This is a genomic window from Pseudogracilibacillus sp. SE30717A (genome assembly GCF_037071985.1).
Classification (GTDB): Bacteria; Bacillota; Bacilli; order Bacillales; family Amphibacillaceae; genus Pseudogracilibacillus.
Genome location: NZ_JAXHDF010000002.1, coordinates 186551 through 199997 on the forward strand (window position 1 = coordinate 186551; position 13447 = coordinate 199997).

11 protein-coding genes are annotated in these 13447 nt (G+C 34.8%); 8 read left to right on the top strand and 3 right to left on the bottom strand.

Features of this window, described 5'->3' with window-relative positions; genetic code table 11:
• Positions 1 to 171: 171 nt before the first annotated feature.
• The 5 genes from SPD48_RS03705 (at position 172) to SPD48_RS03725 (ending at position 5422) form a co-directional block, all read left to right on the top strand.
• The gene (locus SPD48_RS03705) at positions 172 to 1251 is read left to right on the top strand and encodes an ATP-binding protein (protein WP_336256718.1); all 1080 of its coding nucleotides are present in this window, start codon (positions 172 to 174) and stop codon (positions 1249 to 1251) included.
• A 213-nt stretch (positions 1252 to 1464) separates the two neighbouring features.
• A complete protein-coding gene (gene acnA / locus SPD48_RS03710; RefSeq protein ID WP_336256719.1) occupies positions 1465 to 4176 on the top strand; it encodes an aconitate hydratase AcnA in 2712 nt (903 codons plus the stop codon).
• A 122-nt stretch (positions 4177 to 4298) separates the two neighbouring features.
• Complete coding sequence (gene tlp, locus SPD48_RS03715) at positions 4299 to 4529, top strand: small acid-soluble spore protein Tlp (RefSeq protein ID WP_336256720.1); 231 nt, start codon at positions 4299 to 4301, stop codon at positions 4527 to 4529.
• A gap of 168 nt (positions 4530 to 4697) precedes the next feature.
• Entirely contained in the window at positions 4698 to 5123 is a 426-nt protein-coding gene (locus SPD48_RS03720) for an acyl-CoA thioesterase (RefSeq protein ID WP_336256721.1), read from the top strand.
• A complete protein-coding gene (locus tag SPD48_RS03725; protein ID WP_336256722.1) occupies positions 5123 to 5422 on the top strand; it encodes a hypothetical protein in 300 nt (99 codons plus the stop codon). Before SPD48_RS03720 ends, SPD48_RS03725 begins: the two co-directional genes overlap by 1 nt.
• A gap of 1151 nt (positions 5423 to 6573) precedes the next feature.
• Here SPD48_RS03725 and SPD48_RS03730 read toward each other — a convergent pair.
• From SPD48_RS03730 to plsY, 3 genes are all read right to left on the bottom strand, one after another.
• On the bottom strand, positions 6574 to 6861 hold the full coding sequence (locus SPD48_RS03730; protein WP_336256723.1) for a HesB/YadR/YfhF family protein: 288 nt from the start codon (positions 6859 to 6861) through the stop codon (positions 6574 to 6576).
• Between the two features lie 160 nt (positions 6862 to 7021).
• A complete protein-coding gene (gene yidD, locus SPD48_RS03735) occupies positions 7022 to 7267 on the bottom strand; it encodes a membrane protein insertion efficiency factor YidD (protein ID WP_336256724.1) in 246 nt (81 codons plus the stop codon).
• A 182-nt stretch (positions 7268 to 7449) separates the two neighbouring features.
• The gene (plsY, locus tag SPD48_RS03740; RefSeq protein WP_336257005.1) at positions 7450 to 8043 is read right to left on the bottom strand and encodes a glycerol-3-phosphate 1-O-acyltransferase PlsY; all 594 of its coding nucleotides are present in this window, start codon (positions 8041 to 8043) and stop codon (positions 7450 to 7452) included.
• A 172-nt stretch (positions 8044 to 8215) separates the two neighbouring features.
• Here plsY and SPD48_RS03745 point away from each other — a divergent pair, with 172 nt between their 5' ends.
• From SPD48_RS03745 to parC, 3 genes are all read left to right on the top strand, one after another.
• Positions 8216 to 8626: a CoA-binding protein gene (locus SPD48_RS03745; RefSeq protein WP_336257006.1), complete on the top strand. Its 411-nt coding sequence runs from the start codon at positions 8216 to 8218 to the stop codon at positions 8624 to 8626.
• A gap of 169 nt (positions 8627 to 8795) precedes the next feature.
• Positions 8796 to 10733 (top strand): DNA topoisomerase IV subunit B, encoded by a 1938-nt coding sequence (parE, locus tag SPD48_RS03750; RefSeq protein ID WP_336256725.1) that lies wholly within the window; start codon positions 8796 to 8798, stop codon positions 10731 to 10733.
• Between the two features lie 29 nt (positions 10734 to 10762).
• Complete coding sequence (gene parC, locus SPD48_RS03755; protein ID WP_336256726.1) at positions 10763 to 13204, top strand: DNA topoisomerase IV subunit A; 2442 nt, start codon at positions 10763 to 10765, stop codon at positions 13202 to 13204.
• Positions 13205 to 13447: the final 243 nt, after the last annotated feature.

Below are 13447 nucleotides of genomic sequence, written 5' to 3' on the forward strand. Positions count from 1 at the left end.
ATATGATTTATTTTGAATACTTCCAATATTCACGAAAATAATCCAGAGAAATAGATAATTCTCCATCGTTATTACAATTATAGACATTAATAGTCATACATACAAGCAACTAAACATAGAGATAGAGATATATGTTATTTTCTAAAGCTTATGGTAAGGGGATGTGGAAAAATGGTTAGTGATTCAGATGTATTAGAGCAATATGAAACACATAACATGATGTTTCCAACTGAGATAATGAATTGGTACTATGCAAACGACAAAGATTCAATTGTTGTGATTTGGAATAAGAAGAATGAAATCATTTACGTTTCCCAACTAATTGAACAATATTTTGTCAAGCGTGTAAGTGACGTAATAGGTAAGCAATGGACTAGTCTTATGCCTAAAGAGCAGGTCACATTGATACAAAATCATTTTAAAGAAGGGAATGACCAACTGCACATACCAAACATCGTCTTACATTCCAGTCAAAGGAAACCTTACTTTTTTAACGGAATTGTTGATAAGCTTGCCATTGAAGGAGAATGTTATTATATATGTAAATTAAAGAATATTACTTATATCAATGAATTAAAACAAGTCTTGCTAGATTCAGAAAAATTAATACTTGCAGGACAATTATCAGCTGGTTTAGTTCACGAAATCCGTAATCCGCTGACATCCTTAAAAGGATTTCTGCAATTAGTACAGGCGGGTGTTCAACAAAAAGAAGAATATTATAAAGTAATGATAGGGGAAATAGAAAAGTTAGAGAAAATTACGTCCGAACTGCTTCATATGGCAAAACCATTCAAAAGTAAAAAAAGAACGGAACACGTTAACAAGATGATCGATGACGTATTATTTATTATGAGTACCCAAACTAATATGAGAAACGTACATTTTAAACTAGATTTGGAAGAAGATTTTACAACTAATTGTAATGCATCTCAAATCAAACAAGTCTTAATAAATTTAATTAAAAACGGTGCAGAAGCGATGCAAAATGAAGGGAATATTACGATTCGATCCCGAATGGAAAATAATTATGTAGCCATTGATATATCAGATGAAGGTCAAGGAGTTCCAGATGACATGCTTGAACAAATTAAAAATCCTTTTTTTACTACTAAACAAGATGGAACAGGTCTTGGATTAGTAATTACTCACCATATTCTTGATATACATCAAGGGATGTTAAATGTAACATCTAGTCAGGACAAAGGGACGACATTTACTATTTTCCTTCCATCAATAAATGATAAATAACTTTTTCTTTTACGATACCACTTTTAATATAAGATTTTTTTATCCATTCAAATAAGTTATTAATATATCTATAATCTTCCTAAACATTTGTTTTCTAACCCTCTTTCGTATAAACTATTATTGAAAAGGGTATGTGTAACTCCCTTTAGATTACTATTTATGTTCGCAAAAATAGTAATCTTTTATTGATGTAGGAAAGGGGCATAATAGTTTATGAGTAATAAACAAGCGTTTCGTTCAAAGAAAAGTTTTGAACTAAATGGCAAAAAGTATAATTACTATGATTTAAAAGCAATTGAAGATGCAAAATTAGGTAATGTAAAGCGCCTACCATTCTCCATTCGTGTATTGTTAGAATCAGTTATTCGCCAATACGACGGAAGAGTAATTAAAGATGAACATGTAGAGGGGCTTGCAAATTGGGGAACAAAAAAAGGGGCAAACACAGACGTTCCTTTTAAACCATCCCGTGTTATTTTACAAGACTTCACAGGTGTACCTGCAGTTGTTGACTTAGCATCTTTACGTAAAGCTATGGTTGATATGGGTGGAGATCCTGACAAAATTAACCCAGAAGTTCCTGTTGATCTAGTAATTGACCACTCTGTACAAGTAGACCAATATGGTTCTGAAAATGCTTTACAAGCAAATATGGAATTAGAATTTGAAAGAAATGCTGAACGTTACCAGTTCTTACATTGGGCACAGAAAGCATTTAAAAACTATCGTGCGGTACCACCAGCTACAGGTATTGTTCACCAAGTTAACTTGGAATATTTAGCTGATGTTGTTCACGCGAATCAAAATGAAGAAGGCAGTTATGATTCTTTCCCTGATACATTAGTAGGAACGGATTCCCACACACCGATGGTTAACGGTCTTGGTGTACTAGGTTGGGGTGTAGGTGGAATTGAAGCTGAAGCAGGAATGCTTGGTCAACCATCTTATTTCCCATCTCCTGAAGTAATTGGGGTTAAGTTCACCGGTAGTTTCCCTGAAGGTACAACTGCAACGGACTTAGCGCTAACAGTAACGGAAACACTACGTAATAAAAATGTAGTTGGTAAGTTTGTTGAGTATTTCGGACCTGGATTAAAGGATATGCCTTTAGCAGATCGGGCAACAATTTCTAACATGGCTCCAGAATACGGTGCAACATGTGGTTTCTTCCCAATTGATGAAGAATCATTAAACTACTTACGTTTAACTGGACGCGACGAAGAGAAAATTGCATTAGTTGAAAAATACTGTAAAGAAAATAACTTATGGTACTCATCGGAAGACGGTGACCCAGAATATACAGAAGTCGTTGAAATTGACCTATCTAAATTGGTACCAAACCTTGCAGGACCTAAACGTCCACAAGACAGAATTCCATTAACAGATATGCAAAAAGAATTTAGAAAAGCAGTTACAGCTCCAAATGGTAACCAAGGCTTTGGATTAGATAAATCTGAATTCGATAAAGAAGCTGTTGTAAAGCACCCTAACGGCGAAACATCCGTGATGAAAGCTGGAGCTGTTACAATTGCTGCAATAACTTCATGTACAAACACATCTAACCCATACGTTATGTTAGGTGCAGGGTTATTGGCGAAAAATGCTGTTGAAAAAGGACTTAATGTCCCAGCTTATGTAAAAACATCATTAGCGCCTGGTTCTACTGTAGTTACTCGCTACTTGGATGATTCTGGTTTATCTAAATATTTAGATCATTTAGGATTTAACACTGTTGGTTATGGATGTACAACATGTATCGGTAACTCTGGTCCATTACGTGAAGAAATTGAAAAAGCTATTATAGATACTGATCTAACTGTTGCATCTGTACTTTCCGGTAACCGTAACTTTGAAGGTAGAATTCACCCTCTAACTAAAGCGAATTATTTAGCATCACCACCACTAGTTGTAGCATACGCACTAGCTGGAACGGTTGATACTGATTTGAATAAGGATCCAATCGGAAAAGACAAAGACGGCAATGATATTTACCTAAAAGATATCTGGCCATCAATGGATGATATTAAAGCAGTAGTAAATGATGTAGTAAATCCAGAAATCTTCCGCTCCGAATATGATAATTTATTCGAGTCAAATGATAAATGGAATGCAATTGAAACGACAGATGAACCGTTATACGAATGGTCAGACGAATCGACATACATTCAGAACCCACCATTCTTTGAAGGTTTATCAAAAGAGGCTGGAACAATCGATCCATTAAATAACTTACGTGTACTTGGATATTTCGGTGATTCGATTACAACAGACCATATTTCCCCTGCAGGAGCAATTGCGAAAGATATGCCAGCAGGAAAGTATCTACAAGAAAAAGGAGTAACTCCACGTTACTTTAACTCATATGGTTCTCGTCGAGGAAACCATGAAGTGATGATGCGCGGTACATTCGCAAACATCCGTATTAGAAACAAAATTGCTCCTGGTACAGAAGGTGGATATACAACTTACTGGCCATCAGGTGAAATTATGCCTATTTATGATGCGGCGATGAAATATAAAGAAGAAGATACTGGTTTAGTCATTCTTGGTGGAAAAGATTATGGTATGGGATCTTCTCGTGACTGGGCTGCAAAAGGATCCAATTTATTAGGGGTTAAAGCAGTAATTGCAGAAAGTTATGAAAGAATCCACCGTTCAAACCTTGTAATGATGGGTGTGCTTCCTTTAGTATTTGAAAAAGGGCAAAGTGCTGAAAAACTAGGTTTAACAGGTAAAGAAGCACTTAATATTAAAATTGATGAATCAGTTAAACCAAATGATACAGTTGAAGTAGTTGCTACAGACGAAGAAGGAAAAGAAACTAAGTTTAATGTCGTTGTTCGTTTCGATAGTGAAGTTGAAATGGACTACTATCGTCATGGCGGTATTTTACAAATGGTTTTACGCCAAAGAATGGCTCAATAATTTCGTTTGATGACACCATATAATGAGAAATAACTCATTATATGGTGTTTTTTTCATGCATAATTATTTATTAAGTTGAGATGCTATACATAATTAAATTTTCTAATAGGAGTGATCTTTATATGGAAAGGTATCAAAATGAACCAAAACCGGATGATCGTAGTGATAATGTAGAAAAACTACAGGATATGGTTCAAGATACGATTGAAAATTATAGAGAAGCAGAAGAACGAATGGAAAATGCACCAGAACATGAAAAGAAAGAAATAAGCGAAAAGAACGAACGGCGTAAGGAATCTATTGAAGGTTTTCGTGACGAAATAAAAGATGAGCATAGGAATCAAATGCACTAAAAAAATTCAGTGATCCCAGTAAAATTATATATCGTTTAATAAAAATCGTTGAAATGGTCTCTTTGAGAAACCTTCAACGATTTTTATTCTTTACATACAGACTCTTATTTAATTTGCTACATTATGTTAAACTATTGCATGTATAAGAAGTATTGGAGGAGTAATAAAATGAAAAGCAATGTTACAGAGATTGACGTCAGATATGCAGAAACTGACCAGATGGGTGTAGTACATCATGCTAATTATTTGGTATGGTTCGAAGTAGGTCGAACAAATTTTATTAAACAAATCGGACTTAATTATGCCGAAATGGAAGCAGGCGAAGTAGTTTCTCCTGTAGTAGATGTTGAACTTTCTTATAAAAAACCAGCAAAATATGGAGATACTGTTCTTATTAAAACATGGCTAGAAAAATATGATGGTGTTCGAACTACATATGGGTATCACGTCCTTGATGCAAATGAAAACATACTTGTTACAGGCTCAACAGTTCATGTAGTAGTGAACAAACATACTTTTAGACCCGTTTTATTACGAAAGACTCATCCAGAGTGGCATGCGATCTACATGAGCTTAGTAAATGAGGGAAAATAATGGCTTTCGGTATTAATCGCCAAGAACTTAGACAATGGCAACAACTAGTACTTGATGGAGAAATTGCTTTTTTAACTCATTATTGGCAGGATGAACGTTTCCCTGGCTGTTTTACAGTAACAAAGGTAGGATGCATCGATATAGATAAATTATCGAAATGGGGAAGGCAATATGAGTTGCAAATCAAATGGGTGCATCAAAGAGATAAGTATCCTCATTTTGATCTTTTCGGAAATAAACAAAAAGAGATTTTAAAAAAAGAAGGCTTGGTAAATCACATCCAACGGTTTAATCTTTAACTCAACTTTGGCAGCGAGAAATAGATAAATAAACCTTGGTAGTATTGGGAAGTTTAGAGATTCACTTCCTTAGTTGTATTTTCAATTAACTGGTTGTTAGAATATTCTAATATACTTGATCTTCGCATTTGATATAAACTGTGCATTACTCCATCAACTTTATTAATTTCCAGAAGTCGCTTCGGAAAAATACTTCGCTTTCAACACAGGCATAAGAGCGGCATCAGTTCAAGCAACGCTACACTTGCTTTCACTGTGTCTTCTTTACCGAAGGCACGGCGATCTGCTTCTGTAGCTTCTCGTTAACGAGAAGCTACAGGGATCTTCCGACGTACAGGATGTACTAGTGCAGACGTTGCCACAGGACGTGACGTACTTAGTCTGTGTTCCCCTGTTGCTATTCCTGCAGGAGTCTTCGTATTTTTCCTACGCTAGCATGTAAATTTATTCAATAGAAAGAAAGTCGGCTCCTATATTCAGTCAATAGTTACCATCCTAGCAGAGGAAATATGTGAAGACTCATATGGGAGCATAGTGAGGACACTGAAAAACATATTTTGGAAAATTATTTTCCCACTTTATATAGTAAATTAGATAAAAAACTGTATGTTAATCCCACTCGGACGATTATTACTTAAAATATGAGAATCGATTTTCATTTGATTCAAAAGTTGATAGTTTTTTCAGCACTTCGAGCATAGGCCTAGATGAGACTACGCAGGTTCATAGCACAAGGAGACTCAACATCCGTTCATGGAGAGCGAAACATAGTTCCTTCGCTTGGATTCGTTTTCTGCTATACAAATAAATTTTTCTGTTTAGATAGTTGATTGAAGCAGAGGGCAATCGACTCCTGCGGGAAAAGCAACAGCTGAAGATCCCGCAGAAAGCGGTTTTTGCTTCCGAGGAAGCTGAAGCGTTGCCCGCGGAAAGCGATTGTTCGTAGCGAAAATCAACGATGCAGTATCTAAGTTTAGAAGAGGAACTTAAAATAAAATACTGCACAGTTTACGTTTTTTGTGCAAAACAGTTTTATCAGGGTAAGGTTGTAAAAATATCAAATGGAAGCATTTTCGAGTTAATCCATATATCTGTTTAAACTCACTTTGTAGGTGCGAAAGTTGAGTCTATAAGAAAAGAACCACAATTTCTTATTCATAAGAAAATTGTGGTTCATTTAATCTTTCATCTAATTTGATCAATAAGTCCTTATCATCAAAATACCAGGCATCAGATTCCTCAATATAAAATAATATATCATTCACGGTTATAGAGGTGTGAATGTTCATTGGTGATTCCAAATTAACCCCGAGAGAAAAACCAGGTACATTTCCTCCAATTCCTCCATAACGGACAAAAAAGCGTAAAGAAGCGTTATTTTTCAGTTCATATTCTGCTTTATACCATTCAGCTGCTTCGTTAGATATTATTATGTCCATGCTAATGATTCCTCCTAAGTAATTCTCTAACGAGTATATTTTTACTTATAAGTCTCCATTTTCATAAATATGTGAAGACTTTAGCCATCCTTAAGATAGAGGCGAAATACTGATTAATTAGTAGATGTAGAAGTTCCTACATTAGCTAATCGCATATCCTTTACTTTTTCTCTGGTTCTCTTTTATGTTTGTGTCCTTCAGGCACTAAATCAACTCCACCTGGATGAAACGGATGACATTTAGCTATTCGAACAATAGTTAAATAAGTCCCTTTGATCGCTCCAAATCGCTCATATGCTTGTAAACTATATTCTGAGCACGTTGGATAAAATCTACAAGATGGAGGAGTGAATGGACTAATCGCTTTTCGATAAAATTTTACCATCATAATAAATAAATACTTCACATTAATGCCTTCTTTACTAATCCTTTTAATTTAACAGCTAAACTTATATTCAACTTAAAAAATACTTTCACATAGATATGATCTATAACAGTGGATCTTAAATTATATAAGATTTTAAAGTGTTATCCCTTATGTAAAAGTATACGTTACTAAAAGGTTTAAATTCAATGAAAAGAGCTTAGCTACATCCATGTTATTTTAGGCTCGGTTTTATTTTTAATTCTTTTAATATTATCTTTATGACGGTATAGTACAAAGATTGTTAAACTTAAGATCATTATAAACAATAACCAATCATTTAGAAACAAAGTAATGATCGTTGCTACAACTCCCGTAACCATTGAAGCGAGTGAGACGTACTTAAATAAGTATAATGTCAAAAGAAATGTCGCTAAAATTGCAAGAAATAGTAGTGGATTGACCCCGAGAATAATACCGCCCGACGTAGCGACCGCCTTTCCACCTTTAAATTTTGCAAAAATAGGGTAAGTATGCCCAAGCACCGCAAAAATACCAACCAATAAACGTGATACTTCAACATCATAAAACAAGCCAACAAATAAAGGGACCAACGTTGCGATCGTACCTTTTAATATGTCAGCTAATGTAACGATAATACCTGCCTTTTTTCCAAGCACTCGGAAGGCATTAGTCGCACCCAGGTTTCCACTTCCGTGCTCTCGTACATCAATTTTATACCCAACTTTCCCCACTATTAATGCAAACGGAATAGAACCTAGTAAATAAGCAATTATTATGAAAATGATATAATCCACTAGCTGACCTACTTTCATTTATTTTTCTCTTTCTATTAGTTTATCATAAATGGTCATAAAACTATATGTTCAAATAGTAGAGAAAATGATAAATGTCTATACAACGTTTTCTCTACTTATGAAATTATGCTAAAATAAGACAAGACATGTTAATTAGGGGGAGTTAAATTTGATGAGGCCAAATCCTTCAAATGAAGCAATTGCGACGGTTTTGAATAATGCTAAAACAATAGCGGTAGTAGGTCTTTCAGATAATCCTGATCGAACTTCATATCAAATTTCTAAAGCAATGCAATTAGCAGGCTATAAGATAATTCCTGTCAACCCAAAGGTAGACACAGTTTTAGGAGAAAAAGCGTATGCTTCTTTAAGTGAGATACCTGAAAAGATAGACATTATTAATGTATTTAGACGTTCAGAGTATTTACCTGACATCGCTAAAGAAGCTATTACATTAGATTGTAACGTATTTTGGGCACAACAGGGTGTTCAGAATGACGAAGCATATGATATGTTGAAAAATCATGGATATACTGTAATAATGGATCTATGTATTAAAGTAGCACAAGCTGTTTTAGTGTAGTATTACATAGATTTACATGTATAAGGGATGACGTGAGAGTCATCTCTTTTTATTCGTTTGTATGTATAAAGATAAAAGAGATTGATAAATAAGTGTTTATGCGTATAATATTTTTATACGAATATATGAGCGTATGAAGCATTGTTTTTATAAAAGGAGTCGATGATCGTTGGTTGATACATCCATAAATTATACAGAAGAATCGATTCAAGTACTAGAAGGTCTTGAAGCCGTAAGAAAGAGACCAGCTATGTATATTGGGTCTACAGATAGTAAAGGATTACATCATTTAGCATATGAAATTATTGATAACGCCGTTGATGAGGCGCTTTCTGGCTATGGAAATGAAATTAAAGTAACTTTACATAAAGACGATAGCATAACCGTCAGTGACAATGGAAGAGGAATTCCCACTGGCATGCATGAAACTGGTAAACCAACAACCGAAGTGATTTTCACGGTGTTACATGCAGGAGGAAAGTTTGGACAAGGAGGCTATAAAGCGAGTGGTGGTCTGCATGGAGTAGGTGCGGCAGTCGTCAATGCCTTATCAGAGTGGCTAGAAGTTACCACATTCCGAAATGGGGACACATATTACCAACACTTCAAAAATGGAGGTAAACCAACTGATACTTTAATACATCAAGGGAAAACAAAAAAGTCTGGAACCACTATACGTTTTAAACCAGATCCGACTATCTTCTCTGCAACTATTTTTAAATTTGATACTATATCAGAACGGTTAAGAGAGTCTGCCTTTCTTTTTCCTGGACTCAAAATAACTCTGCATGATGAGCGAGATAATGTGGAAGAAATATACAATTATGAGGATGGCTTAATCTCTTTCATTCATTATTTGAATGAAGGTAAGGATGCTTTACATGAAGTAAAGTCTTTTAGTGGAAAGCAGAATGGAATTGAACTTGATTTTGCTTTTCAATTTAGTGATAGTTATGTAGAAAATATGCATTCTTTTGTTAACCATGTTCGTACAAAGGACGGGGGCACTCATGAAGTAGGTGCACGAACTGCTATTACGAGAACATTTAATGATTATGCAAGAAGAAATGAATTTTTGAAAGATAAAGATAAGAATTTAGATGGTCATGATATAAGAGAAGGACTGACTGCTGTCGTCTCCGTACGTGTTCCTGAAGAATTGCTCCAATTTGAAGGACAAACAAAAGGCAGACTCGGCACATCAGAAGTGAGATCTGTTGTAGATTCGATTGTATCCGAAAAATTAACTTATTTTTTTGAGGAAAATCGAGACACTGCAAAAAAACTAATCGATAAAGCTTTAAAAGCAAAAGAAGCTAGAGAAGCTGCTCAAAAGGCAAGAGAAGAAGCACGTGGTGGCAAGAAAAGAAAACGGAAAGAAACATTACTAAGTGGAAAATTAACTCCTGCACAATCTAGAGATACTTCAAAGAATGAATTGTTTTTGGTGGAAGGGGATTCTGCGGGTGGTTCTGCTAAACAGGGAAGAGATCGTGTCTTCCAGGCAATTCTTCCATTGAGAGGGAAAGTAATTAATACGGAAAAAGCGAAACTGGAAGATGTTATGAAAAACGAAGAAATATCAACCATTATTCATACAATTGGGGCCGGAGTAGGCGCTGAATTTAATGTTGAAGATGCAAGATATGACAAAGTGATTATTATGACTGATGCTGATACGGATGGCGCTCACATACAAGTATTATTGCTCACATTTTTCTATCGTTATATGCGTCCTTTAATTGAAGCAGGCAAGGTATATATTGCACTGCCACCGCTTTATAAAATATCTAAAGGCAAAGGTAAAAAGGAGCAGGTTGTCTATGCTTGGGAAGAGCATGAATTGGAACAAGCGATTAAGTCATTTAAAAATGGATATATGATACAACGTTATAAAGGTCTAGGTGAAATGAATGCAGATCAGCTATGGGAAACAACAATGAATCCTGAAACCAGAACATTAATTCGTGTAACAATGGATAATGTTGCCCAAGCTGAAAGAAGAGTGACTACATTAATGGGGGATAAAGTATCCCCACGGAGAACTTGGATAGAAGAAAATGTACAATTTGGTCTGGAAGAAGAAGAAAATATTTTAGAAAAATAGATGACCAATAGTAGTAAAGGAGAATTTTTATGTCTCAAATGAAACAGTACGTCGATTTACCTTTAGAAGATGTAATCGGTGATCGATTCGGGAGATACAGTAAATATATCATTCAGGACCGAGCGTTACCAGATGTTAGAGATGGGTTAAAACCTGTACAGCGCCGAATATTATTTGCAATGCATGAAGATAAAAATACACATGAAAATAACTTCCGTAAAGCTGCAAAAACAGTAGGAACTGTTATAGGTAACTATCATCCCCATGGTGACACATCTGTTTACGATGCGATGGTGCGACTTAGCCAAGATTGGAAAATGCGTTATGAATTAGTAGAGATGCATGGAAATAATGGAAGTATAGACGGTGATCCACCAGCGGCGATGCGTTATACAGAAGCAAGACTTGCTAAAATTACAACGGAATTATTAAGTGATATTGAAAAAAACACAGTTGATTTCATTCCAAACTTTGATGATACAAATAAGGAACCACTAGTCTTTCCTTCAAAATTACCAAATTTATTAATTAATGGATCAACTGGAATTTCGGCTGGTTATGCCACAAATATTCCACCACATAATATCGAAGAAGTGATTGATGCAGTCATATTAAAAATTGATAAACCAAATGCTACACTCGATGATTTGATGACAAAGATAAAAGGACCTGATTTTCCTACAGGCGGGATCGTTCAAGGAATTGATGGAATAAAGCAAGCATTTAAAACGGGAAAAGGACGAGTTGTTGTCAGAGGCAAAGCAACGATCGAAAAAATGAGAGGTAATCGTGAGCAAATCGTTATTGAAGAAATTCCTTTTGATGTAAATAAAGCTAATTTAGTTCGAAAAATTGACGAATTAAATGCGGAAAAAAGAGTAGAGGGTATAGCAGAAGTTAGAGATGAAACGGATCGTACTGGTTTACGAATCGTCATTGATTTAAAAAAAGATGCTGATGGTGAAGGAATTTTAAACTTTTTATATAAAAATACAGAACTACAAACAGTTTTTCATTACAATATGGTTGCCATTCAGGACAAAACACCAAAACTCCTTTCTCTTTCTGAGATTTTAGATGCCTATATTAAGCACCAAATCGATGTAGTAACACGACAAACTAAATTTGATTTGCATAAAGCGAAAGATAGAGTTCATATTGTTGATGGACTCATTAAAGCAATTTCTATATTGGATGAGTTAATTCAAACAATACGAGAGTCTAAAAATAAGGCGGATGCAAAAAATAATATCATCGAAAAATATAACTTTTCAGACTCTCAAGCCGAAGCAATATTGAGCTTACAGTTATATCGCTTAACGAATACTGATATCACCCTACTTAGTCAGGAAAAAGAGGAATTAGAAGAGAAAATTAACATATTTACAGAAATCTTAAATAATCCTCAAGTATTGCTTAATACGATTAAGAAAGATTTACGGAGAATTAAACGTACTTATGGTGATAAGCGAATTACTGCAATTGAGGCGGAAATTGAAGAAATAAAAATTAATATTGAAGTAACTGTGCCAAGTGAAACTGTATTAGTATCAGTTACAAAAGAAGGTTATATTAAACGTACTAGTTTGAGGTCATTTGCCGCTTCCAATAAAGAAGACTTGACTATAAAATCTACTGATCATCTTGTCAGTCTCATTGAAGTTGATACAACCGATCAACTCTTACTATTCACAAACACAGGAAAATACATCTGTATCCCTGTTCATGAATTACCCGATATCCGATGGAAGGATACGGGAATACACTTGTCCAATGTGACGACCTTTGATTCTAAAGAAACAATCGTCCAAAGTATTCCTGTTAGAAACTATACAAAGAATTCGTTTTTAGTATTTGTTACTAAACAAGGAATGATAAAAAAGACAGAGCAAGATTTGTATCAATCAACTAGATATTCTCGAAGTTTGATTGCTCTAAACTTACGTAAAAATGATGAAGTAGTAAATGTATTTGAAACAAATGGAAATCAGGATATATTTATCGCAACAAACCGAGGGTACGGTCTATGGTTCAGTGAATCAGAAATATCACCAGTTGGACAAAGAGCTTTAGGTGTGATTGCCATTCAGTTAAAAGATGACGATTATGTTATTAACGGACAAGTAATTAATCCGCAAGAATATACGGATTTATTTGTTGTAACCCAGCGTGGAGCATGTAAACGAATGAAATTATCCGCTTTTGAAAAAACGAGTAGGGCACGACGAGGAATGATGATGTTAAGAGAATTAAAAGCTAAACCACATCGAATTATTGGATTTTTCTCTGTTGGTGAAGATGATCAAATTACTCTAGTGACCGATAAAGAGAATAAGATAAAAGTTGCCCCTTACGGTTTGCCAATTAGTGATCGTAATAGCAATGGTTCTTTTATCATTGATTCTGATGTCGAAGGAAATGTTGAGTATTCGATAAGAGAAGCGGAACATGAAAAACCTTTTGATGTATAAATTTATATAAAAGAAGCCTAATTATTAAAGTCTCTGAAAACCTCCAGTTAGACCAAAGATCTAATAGGTATTTTCCAGTTATAAAGACTTATATAGGCTTCTTTTTTTAATTCGTCGTTAAGTTTTATTCCACTTGATTATATGCTATTGAATATGTCGATCATGCTAACGTTATTTATTGGTCAGGCTTACTCCAAGTGACAAGAAGATTAAAAAGTAATATAATTTCATTGATAGGCTATA